24 protein-coding genes are annotated in these 19,869 nt (G+C 43.3%); 10 read left to right on the top strand and 14 right to left on the bottom strand.

What is annotated here, in order from left to right; genetic code table 11:
- The first annotated feature begins 911 nt into the window (after positions 1 to 911).
- The 4 genes from F6K63_RS10025 (at position 912) to F6K63_RS10010 (ending at position 6,261) form a co-directional block, all read left to right on the top strand.
- Positions 912 to 2,411: an AAA family ATPase gene (locus F6K63_RS10025; RefSeq protein ID WP_008181064.1), complete on the top strand. Its 1,500-nt coding sequence runs from the start codon at positions 912 to 914 to the stop codon at positions 2,409 to 2,411.
- Positions 2,412 to 2,692: 281 nt separating this feature from the next.
- A complete protein-coding gene (gene psaC, locus F6K63_RS10020) occupies positions 2,693 to 2,938 on the top strand; it encodes a photosystem I iron-sulfur center protein PsaC (protein WP_006616272.1) in 246 nt (81 codons plus the stop codon).
- 140 nt (positions 2,939 to 3,078) lie between these two features.
- Entirely contained in the window at positions 3,079 to 5,001 is a 1,923-nt protein-coding gene (gene glmS / locus F6K63_RS10015) for a glutamine--fructose-6-phosphate transaminase (isomerizing) (RefSeq protein WP_287311943.1), read from the top strand.
- A 933-nt stretch (positions 5,002 to 5,934) separates the two neighbouring features.
- On the top strand, positions 5,935 to 6,261 hold the full coding sequence (locus tag F6K63_RS10010; protein WP_207554298.1) for a hypothetical protein: 327 nt from the start codon (positions 5,935 to 5,937) through the stop codon (positions 6,259 to 6,261).
- Here F6K63_RS10010 and F6K63_RS10005 read toward each other — a convergent pair.
- On the bottom strand, positions 6,232 to 6,867 hold the full coding sequence (locus F6K63_RS10005; protein ID WP_008181057.1) for a pentapeptide repeat-containing protein: 636 nt from the start codon (positions 6,865 to 6,867) through the stop codon (positions 6,232 to 6,234). The genes F6K63_RS10010 and F6K63_RS10005 overlap by 30 nt on opposite strands.
- Before the next feature lie 13 nt (positions 6,868 to 6,880).
- Between F6K63_RS10005 and F6K63_RS10000 the strand changes: the two genes are divergently transcribed.
- Positions 6,881 to 7,228 carry a hypothetical protein gene (locus F6K63_RS10000; RefSeq protein WP_287247955.1) on the top strand — a complete coding sequence of 116 codons (348 nt, stop codon included), beginning with the start codon at positions 6,881 to 6,883 and terminating at the stop codon, positions 7,226 to 7,228.
- Here the strand turns inward: F6K63_RS10000 and F6K63_RS09995 are convergent.
- Genes F6K63_RS09995 through F6K63_RS09985 form a run of 3 tightly spaced genes read right to left on the bottom strand, consistent with a single transcriptional unit; the run spans position 7,156 to position 10,328 of the window.
- The gene (locus tag F6K63_RS09995) at positions 7,156 to 8,508 is read right to left on the bottom strand and encodes a DICT sensory domain-containing protein (RefSeq protein WP_287311941.1); all 1,353 of its coding nucleotides are present in this window, start codon (positions 8,506 to 8,508) and stop codon (positions 7,156 to 7,158) included. The genes F6K63_RS10000 and F6K63_RS09995 overlap by 73 nt on opposite strands.
- Positions 8,509 to 8,565: 57 nt before the next feature.
- A complete protein-coding gene (locus F6K63_RS09990) occupies positions 8,566 to 10,149 on the bottom strand; it encodes a photosystem II high light acclimation radical SAM protein (protein WP_008181051.1) in 1,584 nt (527 codons plus the stop codon).
- Between the two features lie 32 nt (positions 10,150 to 10,181).
- A complete protein-coding gene (locus F6K63_RS09985; protein ID WP_154659707.1) occupies positions 10,182 to 10,328 on the bottom strand; it encodes a hypothetical protein in 147 nt (48 codons plus the stop codon).
- 459 nt (positions 10,329 to 10,787) lie between these two features.
- Between F6K63_RS09985 and F6K63_RS09980 the strand changes: the two genes are divergently transcribed.
- A complete protein-coding gene (locus F6K63_RS09980; protein ID WP_044492458.1) occupies positions 10,788 to 11,174 on the top strand; it encodes a DUF1830 domain-containing protein in 387 nt (128 codons plus the stop codon).
- A 339-nt stretch (positions 11,175 to 11,513) separates the two neighbouring features.
- A complete protein-coding gene (locus F6K63_RS09975; RefSeq protein ID WP_008181048.1) occupies positions 11,514 to 11,954 on the top strand; it encodes a DUF4079 domain-containing protein in 441 nt (146 codons plus the stop codon).
- Positions 11,955 to 12,054: 100 nt separating this feature from the next.
- Here F6K63_RS09975 and gcvT read toward each other — a convergent pair whose 3' ends face one another.
- Complete coding sequence (gcvT, locus tag F6K63_RS09970; protein WP_008181046.1) at positions 12,055 to 13,212, bottom strand: glycine cleavage system aminomethyltransferase GcvT; 1,158 nt, start codon at positions 13,210 to 13,212, stop codon at positions 12,055 to 12,057.
- A gap of 288 nt (positions 13,213 to 13,500) precedes the next feature.
- On the opposite strand from gcvT, the gene F6K63_RS09965 reads away from it, so the two are divergent.
- Positions 13,501 to 13,731 (top strand): hypothetical protein, encoded by a 231-nt coding sequence (locus F6K63_RS09965; protein WP_008181043.1) that lies wholly within the window; start codon positions 13,501 to 13,503, stop codon positions 13,729 to 13,731.
- A gap of 301 nt (positions 13,732 to 14,032) precedes the next feature.
- On the opposite strand, the gene F6K63_RS09960 is transcribed toward F6K63_RS09965, so the two are convergent.
- Together F6K63_RS09960 and F6K63_RS09955 are read right to left on the bottom strand one after the other, a co-directional pair.
- Positions 14,033 to 14,800 (bottom strand): SDR family NAD(P)-dependent oxidoreductase, encoded by a 768-nt coding sequence (locus F6K63_RS09960; protein ID WP_287311939.1) that lies wholly within the window; start codon positions 14,798 to 14,800, stop codon positions 14,033 to 14,035.
- 131 nt (positions 14,801 to 14,931) lie between these two features.
- On the bottom strand, positions 14,932 to 15,507 hold the full coding sequence (locus F6K63_RS09955) for a Uma2 family endonuclease (RefSeq protein WP_008181039.1): 576 nt from the start codon (positions 15,505 to 15,507) through the stop codon (positions 14,932 to 14,934).
- Here F6K63_RS09955 and F6K63_RS09950 point away from each other — a divergent pair.
- Positions 15,488 to 15,673, top strand: coding sequence for a hypothetical protein (locus tag F6K63_RS09950; RefSeq protein WP_287293689.1), 186 nt, complete (start codon positions 15,488 to 15,490; stop codon positions 15,671 to 15,673). The genes F6K63_RS09955 and F6K63_RS09950 overlap by 20 nt on opposite strands.
- 117 nt (positions 15,674 to 15,790) lie before the next feature.
- Here F6K63_RS09950 and F6K63_RS09945 read toward each other — a convergent pair whose 3' ends face one another.
- Both F6K63_RS09945 and F6K63_RS09940 read right to left on the bottom strand, forming a co-directional pair.
- Positions 15,791 to 16,057, bottom strand: coding sequence for a hypothetical protein (locus tag F6K63_RS09945; protein ID WP_287311937.1), 267 nt, complete (start codon positions 16,055 to 16,057; stop codon positions 15,791 to 15,793).
- Between the two features lie 177 nt (positions 16,058 to 16,234).
- Complete coding sequence (locus F6K63_RS09940) at positions 16,235 to 16,405, bottom strand: hypothetical protein (protein WP_287311934.1); 171 nt, start codon at positions 16,403 to 16,405, stop codon at positions 16,235 to 16,237.
- Between F6K63_RS09940 and F6K63_RS09935 the strand changes: the two genes are divergently transcribed.
- Complete coding sequence (locus tag F6K63_RS09935; RefSeq protein ID WP_154659706.1) at positions 16,404 to 16,544, top strand: hypothetical protein; 141 nt, start codon at positions 16,404 to 16,406, stop codon at positions 16,542 to 16,544. The genes F6K63_RS09940 and F6K63_RS09935 overlap by 2 nt on opposite strands.
- A gap of 5 nt (positions 16,545 to 16,549) precedes the next feature.
- On the opposite strand, the gene F6K63_RS09930 is transcribed toward F6K63_RS09935, so the two are convergent.
- The 5 genes from F6K63_RS09930 to F6K63_RS09910 form a co-directional block, all read right to left on the bottom strand.
- Positions 16,550 to 17,308 (bottom strand): nucleotidyltransferase domain-containing protein, encoded by a 759-nt coding sequence (locus tag F6K63_RS09930; RefSeq protein WP_008181036.1) that lies wholly within the window; start codon positions 17,306 to 17,308, stop codon positions 16,550 to 16,552.
- A gap of 6 nt (positions 17,309 to 17,314) precedes the next feature.
- Positions 17,315 to 18,232, bottom strand: coding sequence for a nucleotidyltransferase domain-containing protein (locus F6K63_RS09925; RefSeq protein WP_287311931.1), 918 nt, complete (start codon positions 18,230 to 18,232; stop codon positions 17,315 to 17,317).
- A 67-nt stretch (positions 18,233 to 18,299) separates the two neighbouring features.
- Entirely contained in the window at positions 18,300 to 18,767 is a 468-nt protein-coding gene (locus tag F6K63_RS09920) for a helix-turn-helix domain-containing protein (protein WP_287311928.1), read from the bottom strand.
- A 66-nt stretch (positions 18,768 to 18,833) separates the two neighbouring features.
- On the bottom strand, positions 18,834 to 18,980 hold the full coding sequence (locus tag F6K63_RS09915; protein WP_287311926.1) for a hypothetical protein: 147 nt from the start codon (positions 18,978 to 18,980) through the stop codon (positions 18,834 to 18,836).
- A gap of 199 nt (positions 18,981 to 19,179) precedes the next feature.
- The gene (locus F6K63_RS09910) at positions 19,180 to 19,713 is read right to left on the bottom strand and encodes a helix-turn-helix transcriptional regulator (protein ID WP_287311923.1); all 534 of its coding nucleotides are present in this window, start codon (positions 19,711 to 19,713) and stop codon (positions 19,180 to 19,182) included.
- Positions 19,714 to 19,869: the final 156 nt, after the last annotated feature.

Raw genomic sequence — 19,869 nt, 5'->3', positions numbered from 1 at the left:
CAATCCCTTAACTCGCAACAGCTATATTGCTTTTTAAGCCAAGGCGTTCGCTTAGCGTGGCCATAGGCCAATCGCTTTTTTCACTGGTTATCAGCCAGGGGGTATTTCCAACTCTCATATCAATCCCGCTTCGTCTTATTTCAAGCCAAACTTTGCCCTCCCTGTAACCCATTGCCCTATCCTTAAAACAGATGAAGGGATTGAAATTTTACGTAAGGATTCAGCGGTCAGCCGTCAGCTGACGTAACAGAAATTAAACCAATGCTTACCTGTTTTATTCAAAAGCACCTCAAGTAGCACCATCTGTAGCGCATGAGCTGAGAGCTGAGAGCTGAGAGCACCTCAAGTAGCACCATCTGTAGCGCATAAGCTGAGAGCTGATAGCTGAGAGCTGATAGCTGAATGCTTACAATTTTACTAGTTGACAATTTAATAAAAAAAATGGTATAATCAAGGAAAATTAAATACATTTAATATCTATATAATTGCCAAATAGCTAATGAAAAATACTGCTAATTTTTCATAGCTAAACGCTATATAGTAATCAGATTTATGAAAAACTGAAATGGCGATTGGTCTACGGCCACGCTACGGTAACGCATTAGCTCATTGCTCAATGATAGTACATTTGTATTAAAATGTTGCTCCCTAGCTCCTGTTTTCTAATCACCATCCATTTTTGGTCTCAAAATTTTTAGCCAGTCAATTTTTAGGCATTACTCTTGGGTTAGTAAGTTGTAAGGTAATGTCAACCATCTGCGCCCAAACTTAAGTCAATACCAAGCCATCGGCAATTTCGAGAGTCTGCATCTTGACCCAAAGTTGCCCCTCAAGACTAAAATCATCTTGAGCGATTGACTTTTTGGCTCCTTGCCCCAATGGTGAAATTGTGAACCCCTTGATGAAGAGCAATGAGTGAATCTGAAAACCCCAATAACCTTCCCCTTCCTGAGTCTACTACCGAAATGGATAACCAGGATACTAAGAAGCAAGATCAGCAGCAGACCGACCATAACCCAAAAATGCTCAGCTTCGCACCAGTACCTGATGATTTCACGATAGTATCTGATGATATAGATAATCTTATTGAACAGTCAATACTAGAACAGACTATAGAATCACTCCTTACCACCATGGCATCATCAGTTACAGAAACGGATACTGATGGCACTGATGATACTGATACCACTGATATTGACACTGAGATAGCTGATGTTTCTGAGGAACAGTTAGCCAAGGATGGTGAATGGTTTGCCTTAGCCCAAAAACTGAGCTTGGACAATCATCGCTTAAAGCAGCAAGTGACTCAGCTGCAGCAAGCACTCCAGGAAAAACAGCAGGAGTTAAACGGACAAGCTAAGCAATTGCGAGAGTACGACAAACTCCTGTCCACAAAAGATCTGGAACTCAATACAGTTCAAGACCAATTAACCCGTTTGTTCCACACTCTAGAATCATCCCATCAATCCGGTCAACGCCAGCAAATTTTGGTCGAAACCTTATCAGAACAGTTACAAAGCTCTCAGGATCAAGTTGCCAGACTCGAACAGGACTATTCCCAAACCCAGCAGCGCTACAACGAACAATCTCATCAGCTGGTGCAATTGAAAGATACCTGTCGAGAACTTAGAACCCGTCTATACCGACAACAACAGCAAACCTTGCAATTTAAGGTAGCCTTAGAAAAGTGTCTGGAAATGCCTGCCTCTGAGAGTTCTGTGGTACAACAGCAAGAGAGTCGGAGCATCATTGCTCAGCAATCTCTGCTACAAAAAGCCCAGCCCATTAGACCCTGGTCTGCTGACCCAGAGTTATTTGCAGAAGAATTTATTTTCAGCAGTACTGGTAATTCTCCTGCCCAGTCTGAATCTACCACAGAAGCATTATCGGTTGACAGCAGCCAACCTAACCAAACTGATCCTATATCCCCAGCAGATGCCTTAGGTCCAGGGCAAACTCAGGTAATCTCCCCTGAAAATGTGACAGCCAAAGAGTTAGAAGTAGCACAACAGTTAATTGAACAAATGTCTGCCCTGGCAGAGGAATTTGGGTTGTCCGAGTTGCCATCAGAGTGGGCTGATACCAAAGTCGATGGCACATCAGAACTAGAAACCACACTAGAAACCGCTAACTTAGATGAATCTGACCAAACCGTTGAATTGACTAGTGACCTTGAGGAAACCAGTAGGTCAGAGCATACTCAGACCTTGGAGCCTGAAGCCAATCCACCGAGTGAGGAATTGCCAGAAGATATCATAGAGGCTGAGTCAAAGTCAAATCAAACCAATGACGTATTTCCGTCTCACGGTAAGTCGCCATCACCAGTACTCTATCCCCTACGTCCCTCCAAAGGGCGCAAATCCTTAGCGTCTATTGAATTACCAAGGTTTCCCCGTTATCGTTCTTCCTGAGGTTGACCCATAGATTAGGTTCGATGACACAATAGTTTCACATACTGATATATTAAAGAATTTAAAGTTCTGTAACCTCTGGCGCAAGACTATCAAAACCCTGCGGTAAACTAGCCCTTGATCCTTAAAATTCCCTGTCGTTTGCCTCAAACGCCGACAATACGAACCTAGGCAAAGATAATCCTGGTGGAATCATCGGGAATATCCCCAATTTTCCCAAGGAGACAGGTAAGCGGTTTTTCCGCAATGTCCGATAAAAAAATGTAGGAGTTCTTAAATCAATGTCTCATAGCGTTAAAATTTACGATACCTGTATTGGTTGCACCCAATGTGTTCGGGCTTGCCCTCTAGATGTATTGGAGATGGTTCCCTGGGATGGCTGTAAAGCTGGTCAGATTGCCTCTTCTCCTCGTACAGAAGACTGTATTGGTTGCAAGCGGTGCGAAACTGCTTGTCCTACTGACTTCTTGAGCGTCCGGGTTTACCTGGGAGCTGAAACAACTCGCAGCATGGGCTTGGCTTACTAAGCATTAACAAGCGCAATCTATCCGATGTTGACGGTTGACTGTTGATGGTCAACCGTTGACGGTCAACCGTCAACATAGGACACTCCACTGTTAGCATGGCTATAGTTTGAGTATTATGCTTACTTACTAAACTCAACACTATGTGTGGAATTGTCGGCTATATCGGTCCGCAAATCGCTACAGAAATTTTAATGGCAGGATTAGAGAAACTCGAGTATCGGGGCTATGATTCTGCTGGGATTGCTACAGTGTGGGAAGGGGAGGTTCATTGTGTACGTGCTAAGGGAAAATTGCACAATTTGCGCGAAAAACTGGTACAAATCGAAAACCAGGCGCGGATTGGCATTGGACACACGCGCTGGGCAACCCATGGTAAACCGGAAGAGTATAATGCTCACCCCCACATGGACATGGCAATGCGGGTGGCAGTGGTACAAAATGGCATTGTTGAAAACTACCGGGAATTGCGGGAGGAATTGATCCAGCGGGGACATGAATTCCGCTCCGATACCGATACAGAAGTTATTCCCCATCTAATTGCTGAGTGTTTACAGCAAAATTCTGCTTCTTCCTCTTCGTTCTTTTCTCCTTTCCTAGAAGCAGTGCGGCAAACAGTGAATCGATTAGAGGGAGCTTTTGCCCTAGCTATCCTTTGTGCTGACTATCCTGATGAATTGATTGGAGTGCGGCAACAGGCTCCTTTGATTATTGGGTTTGGTCAAGGGGAATTTTTCTTTGGCTCAGATACCCCAGCATTGTTACCCCATACCAGGGCAGTATTGAACTTAGACAATGGGGAAATCGCACGGTTAACTCCCCTAGGGGCAGAAGTTTACGACTTTGAGGGTCGTCGCTTGAATAAGTTCCCCCGTACCCTCAGTTGGAATCCCTTTCAAGTGGAAAAGCAAGGATTCCGACACTTTATGCTTAAGGAAATTTATGAGCAACCAGGGGTAGTGCGCAACTGTTTCGAGCGGTATCTCAATAGTCATTGGCATGCTAATCCTACAGAGGCAGAGGCAGAGGCAGACCTGGCTAATTCCCCAGTTCAGTTAGGCATACCAGAGTCACTGTACGGGGATGTAGAACAGATTCAGATTCTGGCGTGTGGGACCAGTTGGCACGCTAGTTTGGTGGGTAAATATTTGTTGGAGCAGTTGGCAGGAATTCCCACCATGGTGCAGTATGCATCTGAGTTTCGTTATGCACCAGGTCCGTTAACTAAGAATACCCTAACCATTGGGGTAACTCAGTCTGGGGAAACTGCTGATACCTTAGCAGCACTGGAGATGGAAAAACACCGTCGCAGTGGATTAGACCCTCTCTATCAGCCCCGACTCCTGGGAATTACGAATCGACCAGAAAGTTCTTTGGCTCAGTTGGTGCCTGATGTGATTGATACCCAGGCAGGTATTGAAATTGGGGTGGCGGCCACTAAAACCTTTGTGACCCAGTTAGTGGCCTTTTATTGTCTAGCGCTAGAGTTAGCTTACCGACGTAATACTCTCGCCCCTGAAAAAATTCAAGCAATTATGGCAGACTTACGGCAATTGCCTACTCAGATTGAGCAAGTGCTGGAAAGTCAAGAAAAGTATATTGAAGAATTAGCCCATGAGTTTGCGGAAACCCAAGACTTTATCTTTGTAGGACGCGGGATTAATTTTCCGATTGCTTTAGAAGGGGCGCTGAAACTTAAGGAAATTAGCTATATTCATGCTGAAGGCTACCCAGCTGGGGAAATGAAGCATGGTCCGATTGCTCTGCTGGATGCTAAGGTGCCTGTGGTTGCGATCGCAATGCCTGGTGCTGTCTATGAGAAGGTAATTTCTAATGCTCAGGAAGCTAAGGCTCGGGATGCTCGGTTGATTGGGGTGACACCGAGCAATGGCAAAGAGGCGATGGATATCTTTGATGATTTGTTACCTGTACCAGAAGTCGAGGAGTTGCTTTCACCAATTCTGGCAGTGATTCCGTTGCAGTTGTTAGCCTATCACATTGCGGCAAGGCGAGGGTTGGATGTGGATCAGCCCAGGAATTTGGCGAAGTCGGTGACTGTGGAATAGATTTTTTGTTGACTGCTGAAGGGTGTTCGCCTAGCCTGGCCTTTTGGCCAAGGTTATTTAGGGCTGGCTGCATGAATGCAGAAGGCATACCCGACAAGGCTTTCAAGCCTTTTTTCCCAAAACAAGTGCAAGGAATAGGCATCTTGTCGCTCAAAAACCTGGTACTTTTGTCGGAAATCCCTGGGTTTTCTTGGGAAACCAAGGGGTGAAACTCAGATTTCTCAAGCTGTGTAGCCTCTAAAGTCGCTTTGTAGACTTATTCAGCAAGCCCTATTTAGTTGAAGGTTATTTGGTTGAAGATTGAAGGTTGAATGTGAACGCGTGGCCAAAGGCCAAGGTTATAGGGTTGAACGCGCACCCGTGGCCTTTTGGCTAAGGTTACAGGACTTACGCAGTAACACTACCTTTAGGGTGCATTACCTCTAGTGGCGTGGCACAGCTAAAATAGTGCAATAGTTTTTTCTGCTAAACCCTTGTTAAAAGTAGATTATGGTATTTTTCTAAAGCAACATTTAAGGTATGCCACGCCACTAGGGTGAATTAATAACGTACCCTACTAAACTAATTTGTTCTAGGATTAAACTTACCGACTGGTTAGCATTGGTAAAGTTGAGCAAAAACCATGACCGTTACCAAAATTATTGGGTTTAAAGCCCCGTCCTTATAGGACGGCTTTTCTTTTAGACTTCGTATTGAAAGTTTACACTAGATGTGCTATTCTAAAATTATAAGCAATAGACTTTTGTACCAGCTAGATACTATCTAAACATAAGTAGGCAACGTAAAAAATATGTAGAGCGTACATATTGCGTAATTGGGTCTAACGACTTAAATGTCTATGAAGAATTTAGATAAAAAAGTATCTAGTTAAATAGATAAACATAAAGGTACGGTGGGGCACACCGAAACCTAGGTCAAAGACCAAATACGCTTGTGGAGAGGAGACCTCTATTTTTCCTGGCTCCGGCCTGGTTAAACAAGTCACCCCGTGGAAGCAAGAATCCCCGTCCTTCCAGGGCGGTGAGTGTCAATATACCCATCAAAGCTATCCAACTCACACCCGGTAGTGTCATTACTATAGATAACCTTAAATGGCAAGACTTTGAAACAATTCTTGAGGAAATTGGGGAAAAGCGACAAGTGCGGCTGACCTACTATCAAGGAAATTTAGAAATCATGTCCCCCCTTGCCATTCACGAAAGACCCCAATCGATTACCCACTATTGCCAATTATTTCTCAGGCACACAGGTTCCCACTAAACAAGCTCGATCCAAATTAACACCACTCAAAGAAGCCCCATCCATCTCAGCACAAAGCAAATTCGCCCCACTGAGATTACTACCAGATAGATTAGCTCCACGGAGATCGGCCTCTTCCAGATTTGCTTCACTTAAGGTTGCCCCTTGTAAATCTGCCTGAGACAAATCGGCTCCCTTCAAATTGGCACTATTAAGATTAGCTCCTCGCAAATCTGCCCCTCGCAAATCTACCCCTTGCAAATTCACCCCCATCAAATTGGCACCACTTAAAAAAGCACCGGTAAAGGAAGCCTGACTCAACTTAGCCCCCATCAAATTAGCGCCTCGGAGATTACCACCCCGCAAGTCCGCACCACTCAAATCCGCCTGCATCAAATTAGCTCCTAGCAAATTCCCCCGCAAGTCAGCAGATTCGAGTTTGGCACCAATTAAGTTAGCACCATCGAGACGAGCACCATTCAAATTAGAGCCAGAGAAATTTACCCCCACAAGTGTTGCACCAGCAAGATTAATTTTTTCCAATTGGCTACCGGAAAGATCCTCATCTTCCAAATCTGCTCCTGGCAGTTGCTTTACTTTCCCCGCCCGAATTGCTTCAATTTCCATCAACCAGATAACCTTGGCCAAAAGGCCACGCTACGCGTTCAACTGTTCATCCTTCACCCTACCCTACACCGGACCCCTGGGCAAGAACAACCTTGGCCAAAAGGCCACGCTACGCGAACAACCCAATAACCTTCAACCCAATAACCTTCAACCCTCAACCTTGGCCAAAAGGCCACGCTACGCGAACAACCTTCAACCTTCAACCTTCAACCTTCAACCTTGGCCAAAAGGCCACGCTACGCGAACAACCTTCAACCTTCAACCATATAACCTTCAACTTTTCTTCCTTCATCCTTCAACCGTTACTCTTTCCTCAGATAAGGAATCAAGCAACCACATTCCTGAAGCAATTTTAGGCTGATTAGCCTGCAAACTCATACCCTGCTGCATTCCCATCACTATCAGTCCCAGGGTTTCCACCAGTTTAGGGTCAAACGCTTCCCCTGACAATGCCTGACAGCTTCTTAGGGCAATAGACAGAGCATCCTCCTCAGATTCATGGGTATTGAGTTGCTGCTGAAAATAGGCCATCAGCCTCAAAATCCTCGATTCCAAGGGAATATTATCGTAAGCTAAGCCATCCGGTTGTCCTGAACCATCCCAGGATTCGGTTTGATGGGTAATAATGTTAGCGACAGCCTGTAATCGAGGCATAATCCGTAACACCGATCCCCTCGGAAGAGATTCCTGCTTCTCGATTACGTCTTTCTGAGCAGCTGACTTAGGGGGTAGTTCTATGTTAACCCCCTGCAAGGGGGATAGACGGTGCAAGAGTGCTGCCAGACTTAAACGTTTCAGTTGCCATGCTGGTAAATCCAGCAACTGCCCGATAGTCTCACACAAGGTTTTTACCTCAGCGCCAGCATTGGGATTGACAGCATCCGCTTGGTCAATTAGCTGGGCCATACGCAAGAAAGCCTGCATTTCATTAGAAACCAGGTTATCGTCTAACACCTGAACATGGCTAGGGGAGGTATGGGAAGGTAACTCTTGTTGACCCTTCTGAAGATAGTTCACGACCCGATTCACCACTGCCCCAATATAGTCTCGTGGCTTGGTGCTTTCGATAATCTGTTGAAGTTGTGCAGTTAAGCTGGCTTGCAAGTCTGGGTTATAGTTACCAATGTGAGCGATCGCAAACTCCACTGTCTCCCTGACCAAGTCTGGCTCAAATGTCCAGAATCCGTAGAATTTGCGCTCTCGGTCTTGCTCTGGCAGTCCTTGAGTGCCATAATCCGACTCAGATAATTCTTGACATAACACCATTGCTGTGTATGTCTCGGAAATAATAATCAAGTGCCACTCTTGAGCTACAGGATCGGAGGAATCTAAACTAACTAGGGCAACATTCGACCGCTGGCTGGTGGGATGTTCAGCAAAGCCAGTATCTGGTGCTGCTAGGATTACCACCTGAGATGATTTTACCGCTATATCGCCGTAGCGTTCAGCTTCCTCAAGATACCATTGGCCCCGCTGGAAGGCCGTAATCATTAGTGGAGCACTGTCGGACTCTAGGATAAAGTCTTCTAGGGCATGGCACAGCGATACTAAGGTATTTTTGTAATAAACTCCAAAGCTTAAAGGTTTTTTGGTGCCGCGATGGGCTTGTTCTAGTTTTTGTAATATCGAACCTGAGCGCATGGTTACTAAAAAATTGTTAATTAAATTTTGTTAATTAAATTTTGCCATTTCACCTTTCTATTTACTTAAACTGACCAGTTGTTTTTCTTGGCGTTTATTTGCTACTATTGGGGCAGTGAGGGCTGCTTCTAATGGAGCGACTCCTAGTCTTTCTTCAAGGATTTTCATCACTTCACGGCCAAAATCATTGGAATTTTGCCGCCAAGCTTCCAGACAAACTTCACCAAAGAAAGACCCTAGGGGTTCGGGATTCCATAGGAGTTTCTTAGCTGTCCAGGGCATCAGACTCATGGGATCATAGTCCCGATTGAGCATAGTTTTGTCAAAGGCGTACTGTTCTAAATGGGTATGGGGTTGTAGACCAATGAAGAAAATGGCTGGTTCGACTTTATCCCTACCAAATATTTGCTCTAGTTCCCGGTGATAGGCAATAGTCTGGCGAATGGTGTCAAAGGTTTCATCGATTACATTGAAAGAATAGTTGACGGAAACTAGGTCATTGAAGCCCGCTGCTTTTAAATCACGACAGTTTTGCAGTACGGTGCGTAGGTTATAGCCCATGCGCATTTTCCGCACCAGTTCCTGAGAACCACTGGTAATCCCGATTTCAAAGTAATTCATCCCGGTTTTTACCATCAGGTCGCATAATTCTGGGGTGAGATTGTCTGCCCGAATGTATGCTGCCCAGTTAATGTCGCTCATTCCAGCATCAAGGATTTTCTGCAACAGTTCAACGGCATCACCAATGAATTTTTTGGCAGGAATGAACTGGGCATCAGTGAACCAGAACTTGCGGATGCCTCGGTCATAGAGTTGGCGCATTTCTGCGACCACTTCATCTGCCGGGTTAATCCTTACCTGTTTGCCTTCTACAACGGTATAGATACAGTAGCAGCAGTTATGGGGACACCCACGCTTGGTTTGAACTCCAATGTAAAAGTCGTTCTGTTGGAAGTAATAATCAAAGCTGGGCCAGATGCTTTGAATATAGTCGTAGTTGCAAGCAATTTTTTCAATGGGAGTGGGAGACTCATGGATCATGCGATCGCGTGGTTTAGCTTCCCCTACCACATAACAGCGCTGATCATCGAAGTTCTGACCCAGGAGAATTTTCGTGAGTAAGGTTTCCCCTTCTCCAACGGAAACGATGGTTCCAGTTGGCAGTTTATTTTCCAACTGCTCATAGAATACACTAACTGCTCCACCCCCCACAATCAAGCGAGCGTCTGGGTTATATCGTTTAGCCCGTTTGAGTCCTTGTTTGATTAACCCCAAGTTCCCCCACAGTTCGCCATAGTAAGACGCCGCTAAACGCAGACCCCCCAACGCTCCCCGTAATTTCACCAAGGGATTGCGAGCATAGTAAAACTCAAAGGCATTTTGGAGCGGGTTACCACCCCTACCACCCACTGGAGCATAAATTTGAATGTCGCGCCAGGAAAATACCAACAGGGTTGGTTTAAATTGGTCTATCTCAGTATCCAAGGCGCTGGCAAAGTCTAGAGGAGGTACAGTTCCCAAGTCAAAAATGCGCTGTTCTACACCCGGGAACTGTTTATGAACATGGTCAGCTAAATAAACCACCCCGATCGGAAAGATTGGATTACACGGAAGGCGAACATATAGTATTTTCTGTTCCATTGGTAACTGTTTATAGTAATGTTTTTTTGTTATTATAAGTTTTTTTTATCAGTAAGGTTAGTTTGGGTTATTCTTGACCAATTCCGATCGCCTTTGGCGCGGGCAAAGCCCATCGCGTAGCGTGGCCGTTCGCGTAGCGTGGCCGTTCGCGTAGCGTGGCCGAAAGGCCAAAAGGCCAATTAAGCTCAAGATTTCAAGCCAGATCTATACCCAGAGTTATAGACAGATTTATCTACCGCCATTTTCTCTACTTTGAGACTACGGCGGGCAGAAGCTACCAAGGGTGGGCAACAATTATGAAATTGGTTTTTACATATCTTAACTTTACCAAAATTAGGGATTTACCTCAACCTTATGGTAGTTTTGTCTATAGGGATCAAAAATCAGCATCAAGTCATCTAATAGAGTAAAGTACTATAATAGGCTTTATAGAATGAGCATTAGACCTGATTTATACTGAATATCGCTAAAAAAAGCAAATAATCCTAAATAATACCAATAATTAGCATACTGACGCGGTTTTGTCGGTGATAGGCTGAGGTAGACTTCAATAATTAGTAGCCATGTTTACAGCTCGCCGGGATCATAAATGCTACCTTGGTGTTTGTAATAAATTAACCTTTAGAGAATTAATAGATATGACACAAATTTTTGATCCTATTCCTTCAGATAGCCAAGATTCCGTTCTGTGCTGCTATGTGAACGCCACTAGCCAGATCCAGATTGCTAGAATAACGAATATACCTAACTGGTACTTTGAAAGAGTTGTTTTCCCAGGGCAGCGCTTAGTTTTTGAAGCACCGCCACAGGCTCTTCTAGAAATACATACAGGGATGATGGCAAGTGCCATTCTCTCAGATACTATCCCTTGTGACCGCTTATTGGTTAGCCAAAGTGGTAATGCTTATGGCTATCCTGTTTCCGCCGAATCAGCCCAACCTGCCGATATCAAGCCACATCCAGAAACAGTTGATAGTCAAAGAGTGTTCACTGAAAAATTGCCTACCCTGGTTAGCGCGGTCTAGTTACTATCTCTATACGTTGGGGTTGCTTACAACAGGAGCAACCCCTTTTTCATTGGTTGAAGGTTGTTTGGTTGAAGGTTGTTTGGTTGAAGGTTGAAGGTTGTTTGGTTGAAGGTTGAAGGTTGTTTGGTTGAAGGTTGAAGGTTGAAGGTTGTTCTTGCCCAGGCGTCCCTTGTCAGGTAGGTTGAGAGTTCAAGCTAAATAGGCTATAGTGCTAGACTTGTAACTTGTCACTTGGTCTGTAACCATAGCAAGGGTAATTCAAAAGTGAACAAGAACAGATCTTGAGATTCTGTTCCATCACCCCATCACCCCATCACCCCATCACTCCATCACCCTGTGAATCTGCCTTCTTTTCTCTGGCTCTGGAAAATTGCTGCTTGGTCTATGGGTTTATCCCTCTTTGCCTATGTACTCCTGGCAATCACCGGCAGCATTGTGTTTTCTCAACGTCACTCTGGACGTCCACGACCGACTTGGTTACGCCCTCTGCACTACATCATTGGTTGGATCATGGTCGCTCTAGTCTTGGTTCTGCTGGGGATTGGTTTAGTAGGTACCATCGGCCATTACGGTCATCTAGGCCATTCAGCCCACTTAATAGCTGGATGGTCTGTGGTAGCACTGGTATTACTCTCAGCCTTTAGTGCTACCCAAATTAGCCCTCAAGAACCCTTAGCAAGGGCTGTTCACGTTGCTACTAACATTGCTTTGCTAGTGGGATTTACCTGGGTTTCCCTTACTGGTTGGGAAGTTGTGCAGAAATATATTAGGCATTAGTCATTTGTTAATTGTTAGTTTCGATTTTAAATTTATCGAAAGTTTAAAGTTTAAAGTTAAAAGTTTAAACTTTAAAGTTATCTGTCAGGGATGGATAGCTTTACTTTGCCGATGGACGATTTTGAGAGCGATAAAAAGGCTTTTTGACCACAACGGCGGGATAGGATTTACCCCGGATTTCTACTTCCAGCTGCTGTCCAACTTTGCCCAACTTTCTGGGAACATAGGCTAGTGCGATCGCATTTCCTAAGGTTGGTGCTAATGTACCACTAGTAACAACTCCTACCACCTCACCATCAGCTAGGACTGGGTAACCATGGCGAGCAATCTGCCTTCCTTGCATCTGGATCCCAACTAGCTTGCGCTCGATCCCCGTTGCTTTTTGTTGCTCTAGCACCGAGCGTCCGATGAAGTCTCCTTTGCTATCAAGATGCACTAGCCAACCTAACCCAGCTTCTAAGGGTGTCGTGGTATCATCAATATCTTGTCCGTAGAGTGCCATAGCCGCTTCTAGGCGCAAGGTATCTCTGGCACCTAAACCACAGGGAGTGACACCAGACTCTAAAAGTTTGTGCCACAGCTCTATGCCGACATCTGGGTCTAGCATCAGCTCAAATCCGTCTTCCCCTGTGTAACCGGTTCTAGCAATAAATGCCGGTTTCCCCAACACCGTTGCCTCTAGATGTCCAAATGCTTTGACTGGTGCTAAGGCTTCTTTGACAAATGGCTGAAGATGTGATATTGCCAATGGTCCCTGTACTGCAATCAAGACTTTTGATGTTGAGAGGTCTTGTAAGGTAACTGAGTCAGCATCCAGGTGAGCTAACAACCAGTCTTTGTCTTTGGTGCAGGTTGCTCCATTAACAATCATCATCCCCCGCTGCTCCCCAGACTCCTCCTCACCTTGGTAGTAGAAGATAATGTCATCAATGATTCCACCATTCGGATTTAACAACACCGTGTATTGAGCTTGACCCGGTTGCAAGCGGGTTAAATCCGAAGGCACTAGAGACTGCAATTGCTCCCGTAGTTGCTTACCATTAAAAGCAAACTTACCCATATGGGAGATGTCGAAAATTCCGACAGCAGTTCGTACTGCAGCATGTTCTTTTTTCAATCCGCTAAATTGTACTGGCATTTCCCAACCCGCAAAAGCTGTCAAGCGGGCATTTTGTGCTACCACCTGGTCAAAGAGGGGAGTGCGAGCCAGTTTAGGGGTTTCGGATTGGGACTCTGGAGATCCTGGGGAATTGGCCACGGGTTTTAATAATGGTGTTCAGTTATCAGGTTAGTGTACCATCTATCTGCTATTATCAGATGCGTTCCCGTAGCCTGTGCGTAGCACAATGTGGAATGGGCATCTTGCCCGTTTAGCACAATGTAGAATGGGCATCTTGGCCGTGTAGCACAATGTGGAATGGGCATCTTGCCCGTTACAATTTCGCGTTTTTTTAACAACAGTTGCTAAACAGTTAGTAAATACGCCCCTTTTAAATTTATCACTGTTAAGGTACTATATTATCTTGGTAAAGACTATCCCACTAATATGAACAAGAAAGTAATTTGGTATATCAAATCTCAAGTTGGAGTTCTGCTTTTTCCCTTAGGTTTATGCTTATTTGGAGAAGCCGTTTCTAAAAGAATTGAAGGAGAGCCTTGGTTTTGGTTAGGAACCTTAAGCTTAGTTGTGATTAATGCCGGGATTGGTTTGATGATTGAAAGCGGATTGATATCCGGTTTTCCCAGAGATAAGGTGGCCAAAGACGACTCAAACTAGTCAGTTATCAAGACTGAATTAAGTTTTTATGTAAGCATATGCGCTACTTGAGGTGCGGTCAGCGGTCAGCGGTCAGCGGTCAGTGGTCAGTGGTCAGCTTAAAATCAACCTTTTTCCTCAGATTAAACTAATCCTTACCTGTTTTATTCAAAAGACTTTCGTGACTATTAAACTAATCCTTACCTGTTTTATTCAAAAGCTGATAACTGATAGCTCATAGCTGATAGCTCATAGCTGATAACTGATAGCTCATAGCTGATAGCTCATAGCTGATAGCTCATAGCTGATAGCTTACAGTAGTTTACCAAGGTAACTCGCTTCCATCCCAGGAGAAAAACTGTCCACTATCCCCTTTATCCAGCTTTTCGATTACCCCCAGTAGTTGAGTAACAGTACGCTCTACTGGGAATAACTTATCAGCAGGTACATTTTTTTGAAAGGGTTTAGAAAGGCGCGTATTGGTTGTACCAGGATGCAAGGTAACAACGATAGTTTGAGGACTTTTTCTACTGTATTCAATTGCCACTGTTCGCATAAACATATTTAAGGCTGCTTTCGATGCTCGATAGCCATACCATCCTCCCAGTTGGTTATCACCAATACTGCCAATTTTGGCAGAAATGCTAGCAAAAATACTGCGATCGCTATGACGGAATAATGGTAATAAATGTTTAGCCAGCAGCACTGCTCCAATACTGTTCACCTGGAAGTAACGGATCAAGTGTTCTGAATTAATCTGTTTCAGGCTTTTTTCTGGTTGTAAGCTGCCGTCATGAAGCAATCCAACACAATTAATCACTAAGTGGAGTTTGTCTATCTCTACACTAATTTGTTTGACAGCTTCAGATACTTGCAACTCGTCGGTAATATCCATCGATATACAAACTAATCGATTAGGATAGTTGCTTTTAAGCCCAATTAATTCCGAACTAGAATCACGGTTACGATAACTGCCATAAATCTTGGTAAACGTTTCATCTTGCAGCAATTGTTTGACAAAAGCCAGACCAATACCTCCACTGGAACCGATAATTAAGGCATTAGCGTTGTTAATTCCATCTATAGACATTTATTAGGGCTCCGCGCAGGGAGTAGACAGTAGGGAGTAGGAGAAGTTTGGGAAGTTTAGGGACATAGGAGAGATTTTTATTAAGAGTAATTATCCGGAGATAATTTTAAGGTTTATCTTAACAAACAACATTAGCTCAAAATTTGTGATAAATCTAGCACGAATCCAGACAACACATCCTCTCCTGACAAGCTGCTCGGGGATTCCAAAACCTCCCTATCCTGCCCAGGGCGATAAATTGCTACCTGTTGATTTTGAGGGTCAATTAACCAACCTAGACGTACACCACAGTCCATGTACTCTTGCATCTTTTCCCGCAACGTCTTCAGGTTGTCATTAACAGAGCGGAGTTCCGCCACAAAATCAGGAGCCATTGGTAATAATTTATCAGGATCCCGATTAAGTGCTTCTAATCTTTCTACCCTTACCCAGGAGGCATCAGGAGAACGATTGGCACCATTAGAAAGCGTAAAGCCCGTTGAAGAATCAAACACTAATCCGGTTCCATCACTATCAGCCCAATTACCCAAACGTTGCGTCAGTCGGCTATTCCGGTTTCCGCTTTTCCATCCCGTTGGTGCCATGATAATTAGTTCTCCCTTGCTGGTACTCTCAAGACGTAAATCTTTATTGTCCTGACAGAGTTGGAAGAACTGTTCATCTGTTAGTTTAATCGTGGGAGCTAAGTTGAGAATAAGAGCAGTCATAATTGATAATTATAGCAATTTCGGGGAGATAGGGAATCGGGAATCGGGAATCGGGAATCGGGAATCGGGAATCGGGAATCGGGAATCGGGAATCGGGAATCGGGAATCGGGAATCGGGAATCGTAGTAAAGAGCTGGGAGTATTTTTTGATATTATACTAAATTAGCGTAAGCTATCAGCTATCAGCTATCAGCTATCAGCTATCAGCTATCAGCTATCAGCTATCAGCCAAAGGCCAACGGCTGACCACTGACCACTGAACACTGACCGCTGAATGCTTACCTTAGGGTTTAAAAGTACCCACTGAAATATCAACACTAACTGGGTCTTCATTATCCACTAAACCATCGCCATTATCATCCCAAACAGAGGTCGCGAAAAAACCGCATATAATATCGATTTCCTGCTCAGAAACTCTCAAAAATAGAGACCCCTGTTTAGTCGCGCATTTAAATTCTGCTTTCTGGACTAGCTCTGGAGCCTTTGTTCGTAATTGAGGCAATACTTTCTGGCACTGTTGGTCAGAAGTAGAGCAAACTAATGGCTTCACAAACGTAGAATCATTGGCTACTAAGGGCAAAACCCCTAACCATGTACCAGTGCGACTGCCATTTCCTATAGGTTTATCCCAACAAAAAAAACTGACTCGCTGGGGTTGTCCTTGATTCTGAAAAACCTTTAAATTTAAATATTTGCTATCACTACACTCCCTTTCCCATTCAGCTATTTATTCAGGAAAACTATCCCCAAGGTCAGCAAAAACCTCCTGACATTGACGTTCGCTACAATCCCCTGCTACCTTCCGAGGCTGGGTTTTATCTGCTGGAGTTTCACTAGCACAACTAAGCACAAGCAGAGCAACCATAACACTAGGAATTGCTAATCCTTTTAATCTCATGTCACAATTGCGAATAGTTATTATAGAGTTTCCTATAAATTTTATTCCCTGCTCCCTACTCCCTACTCCCTACTCCCTGTTCCCTGTTCCCTGTTCCCTGTTTCCTGTTCCCAGATCCGATGTTCCCTTTGCTATATAGCAATTTCAATTTAAATTTGCCATCCTCAATCTACAGAGCAAATCATTCAAAGCATCCTTAGCTGATGGTGCTTTTGGTAACCAACTAGACTCAGAAGCTTCCTCTAATTGACTCTGTAGACGACTATATTCTCCCTCATGAAATTCAATATTTGTATCTTCCAATACAGACTTTTCTGCTCCTGCTAGCTTTCGAGCAATTAAATCTGGAATATAAGGTAACTGGAACACCTGATTGAGCTTAACCAAGTTAGCTTCTATTTCGCCAGTTTTCATTAAATGGATACCAGTCAACAGCGCCCGATAGACATAAAGCAAAGGTTTGACCCGACATGGACTCATCTTTTGAAACAGTTTCCATTGAGTTCGGGAAAATCCTAGATAGTGATGGGCATGGTAGCAAGTAATGCATTGTTTTGCGATCGCTTTTAATTCCTCATGCTCCGGTGTAGTATGAATCACTAGGGGTGAGTACAGCTGCTCTAAGACATAACCATTCTTTTTCAGCAGCATCTCAAAGAACTTTTTGATATCGTGAGTGACTAGATCCAGTTCTATGGAATCCCGAATTTCCGAAACTTCAATCGTTTCCGGTCCCGGCTCTAGTCCTATAACTTTCTGTACTGGCAGAATGTGACTACCACGCAAATCATAATCAGAATCTGGTGAAGGGAAACCATACAAATGCGCTCCACTGAGGGTAGCGAATAACAGTGGATGGGGTTGAGTATAAATTACAGATAGTAGTTTTTGGTTTAAATTCATATATAACTAAACCATACTTTGACGTGCTTTAATCAAAAACCCATTAGCTGCTTCATAATCCGGACGTTCTGGCAAATTGGTGTTAGCAAAAGCAGCATCAAACTCTTGATGTAAACTCAATCGCCAAGCCGTAACCTCCTCCCATGGCATTTCATCCCGACGGATGGCTAGGAGTTGTTGCCGATACTCCTCAACTTTCACTGGTACAAACCCCTCTTTCAAGACTGTGATCCCTGAGAGCAATAAACGGATTAAGTGCATAGCATGTTTTAATCGAACTGCTCCTTTAGTCCGAAAATCTTGCTCCATTTTTTTAAATTGGGACATCACATACCCATTATAGGTTTGGTAAACCAACTTAGACAGAAAAATATCTCGAATAGCTAGCAATTCCTCTGCTATAGGAGTGGCTGTTTCCACTAGTGGTGTGTAGAGACATTCCAACACATTTGGATTAGCCTTCAGTGCCAAAATGATAAACTTTTGAAGCTCCCAGTAGCACTCCTGAGTCTCGTGCTTTTCTAACTGTTCCGGAATCCCATACAGTGACCAGTGAACCACAGCTGGTGGCAGGTAAATACCTCGTCTGTCTATATCAGAGTTTTCATCATCGAGACCAAATGCTCTCGACCCTACTACACAGCGGTAGATAACATGATCATATAAATTTAACTCTGTGAGTAAGTCTTCCGAGAGCTGTAACCCTTCTTTTTGGAAGTGTTTACGAATACTAAATTCATGGCGACGTAGGGTAACCTCCCTATCATTAGGCAAACGCACCCGATACCCATGGGAATTATCTGTTGGTGCCTTGACTATTACACCGACTGCTCCTTGTACACATAATGTTTCACCCGCAGAGTTTTTAGCAGCCACACGAGTTACAACTTGGGTACCGACTGGCAAGATTAGGTGAGGATTCATTTGTTATAAGTTTTTTGTATAAACCCTAATATTAAAATATTATAGCATTCTTAAGTAAGATGTAAAACTAGGCTTGATTGTAAATACGATTCAGTATTTTATCCAATAAATCTGGATCTTTATAAGGATTATTTTTTTTTGATTCTTCCCAACTCATCCTGGCTTCAGAAAGTAATTTATAATAGCTAGTTGGGGATTTAAAAACTACATTATATTCTTCAAGTAAATAACCCTCTAATTGCTCAAAGTTACATCTATATCGTTTTTTTATCCAAGTGATAACTTCTTTTTTTTCTTGTTTATTTAAATAGCCTTTACCCCCTTTGTAAGATAATTTTAATCCTTCTACACCCGCTGAATTAAATTTTTTTTTCCACTTACTAATGAAGCTCTTTGATACATTTAATGATTCGGATATTGCTTGATAGTTCCAGCCTTGTATGGCAAATTTTACAGCTAGCGCTCTTTTTAATTCTCTTGAATCTGGATTACTATTAATCCACTTATCCAACTTTCGGTTTTCTTGATTTGACATAGAGTTTTTATCCCATATTTTTTAAATTATTAATTTTTTTAAGTAAACTTATAGCAATTATCATAGCTATGAGGTACAAAATTTCGGGATTTTAGGGAACAGGGAACAGGGAACAGGGAACAGGGAACAGGGAACAGGGAACAGGGAACAGGGAACAGGGAACAGGGAACAGGGAAGAGAGAACAGGGAATAGGGAATAGGAATGCGCTGCATCAAAACAGGGAATCAACGTCAAAAAAGACTGTACCTCATCACTGCAATCAACGCTATATAGTCATAACTTTATTCGTTGAATTATAAATTAAAAACCTGAACAAATTTAAATTTATTTTCTACCAATACCTACTCCATAAAACCAATTAATAAAGTACATCAAAAAAGTCTTGCTATATAATAATGGTGATGCCTATCATTATTTTTGTTTAGCGTAAATGTTTTTTAGGTGCTTCTTAACCGTATTGATGCTGATAAATAGCTGCTGGGCAATTTCTCGGTAAGTAAAGTTGGCTTTTTTAAGTGACCATATTTGCTCTTCCCGGGGCGTTAAGCCATATTTTAGAGCATCAGTGCTAGCGGAAATTTGATAAGATTGATTTTGATCTTCTAGGGTTACTAAGAGGTAAGGTTCTGGAGATAACTCTAACGTTAACCATCTAACCCTAACCCGAAAGTTAACTGACTTATCCACTTGAATTTCAGCTTCGATAATTAGTTTGCGATCGCAAAACCAGTCACGACTATCAATTAATGATTCGCAAACTCGCCAAATTGGGTCAGGGATAGAATTTATCTGTGACCTACCTTGAGTGATTTTAGAACACATTCGACGTCCACACTCATTGGCATGAAACCAATCTTGGTTAGTAGTTAGAATCAGCACCCCATCCACAAACCCCTCAAGGATTGCTTGGATCAGTAATGGGGGTTCTGACCTTGTTTGTGCCATGACTACTTAAACCTGAATTACACATTATCCAGAATTCCGGATTTGCCCAGGCTGTGCTAGACACAGTTTTGGATCAGGTTTGGATCACCTCGTGATCACAACAGATGATCCAAAATTGGCACTTGACAATTTGTATAATAAAGTATAATAATTTTG

Origin of the sequence: Moorena sp. SIO1G6, from assembly GCF_010672795.1 — a bacterium.
In the GTDB taxonomy this organism is placed as follows: Bacteria; Cyanobacteriota; Cyanobacteriia; order Cyanobacteriales; family Coleofasciculaceae; genus Moorena; species Moorena producens.
Note: the sequence above shows the minus strand (reverse complement) of the source record. Positions and strands in the feature narration are given on the sequence as shown.

Bases quoted from the DNA above. Each gene is read 5' to 3' on its own strand.
- F6K63_RS09935 (WP_154659706.1), top strand. From the start codon at position 16,404: ATGTCACAATTGCGAATAGTTATTATAGAGTTTCCTATAAATTTTATT.
- F6K63_RS09915 (WP_287311926.1), bottom strand. From the start codon at position 18,980: ATGCAGCGCATTCCTATTCCCTATTCCCTGTTCTCTCTTCCCTGTTCC.
- F6K63_RS09920 (WP_287311928.1), bottom strand. From the start codon at position 18,767: ATGTCAAATCAAGAAAACCGAAAGTTGGATAAGTGGATTAATAGTAAT.
- F6K63_RS10005 (WP_008181057.1), bottom strand. From the start codon at position 6,867: ATGGAAATTGAAGCAATTCGGGCGGGGAAAGTAAAGCAACTGCCAGGA.
- F6K63_RS09925 (WP_287311931.1), bottom strand. From the start codon at position 18,232: ATGAATCCTCACCTAATCTTGCCAGTCGGTACCCAAGTTGTAACTCGT.
- F6K63_RS09965 (WP_008181043.1), top strand. From the start codon at position 13,501: ATGAACAAGAAAGTAATTTGGTATATCAAATCTCAAGTTGGAGTTCTG.
- F6K63_RS09980 (WP_044492458.1), top strand. From the start codon at position 10,788: ATGACACAAATTTTTGATCCTATTCCTTCAGATAGCCAAGATTCCGTT.
- F6K63_RS09930 (WP_008181036.1), bottom strand. From the start codon at position 17,308: ATGAATTTAAACCAAAAACTACTATCTGTAATTTATACTCAACCCCAT.
- F6K63_RS09990 (WP_008181051.1), bottom strand. From the start codon at position 10,149: ATGGAACAGAAAATACTATATGTTCGCCTTCCGTGTAATCCAATCTTT.
- F6K63_RS09995 (WP_287311941.1), bottom strand. From the start codon at position 8,508: ATGCGCTCAGGTTCGATATTACAAAAACTAGAACAAGCCCATCGCGGC.
- psaC (WP_006616272.1), top strand. From the start codon at position 2,693: ATGTCTCATAGCGTTAAAATTTACGATACCTGTATTGGTTGCACCCAA.
- F6K63_RS09955 (WP_008181039.1), bottom strand. From the start codon at position 15,507: ATGACTGCTCTTATTCTCAACTTAGCTCCCACGATTAAACTAACAGAT.
- F6K63_RS10025 (WP_008181064.1), top strand. From the start codon at position 912: ATGAGTGAATCTGAAAACCCCAATAACCTTCCCCTTCCTGAGTCTACT.
- F6K63_RS09960 (WP_287311939.1), bottom strand. From the start codon at position 14,800: ATGTCTATAGATGGAATTAACAACGCTAATGCCTTAATTATCGGTTCC.
- F6K63_RS09910 (WP_287311923.1), bottom strand. From the start codon at position 19,713: ATGGCACAAACAAGGTCAGAACCCCCATTACTGATCCAAGCAATCCTT.
- F6K63_RS09940 (WP_287311934.1), bottom strand. From the start codon at position 16,405: ATGAGATTAAAAGGATTAGCAATTCCTAGTGTTATGGTTGCTCTGCTT.
- glmS (WP_287311943.1), top strand. From the start codon at position 3,079: ATGTGTGGAATTGTCGGCTATATCGGTCCGCAAATCGCTACAGAAATT.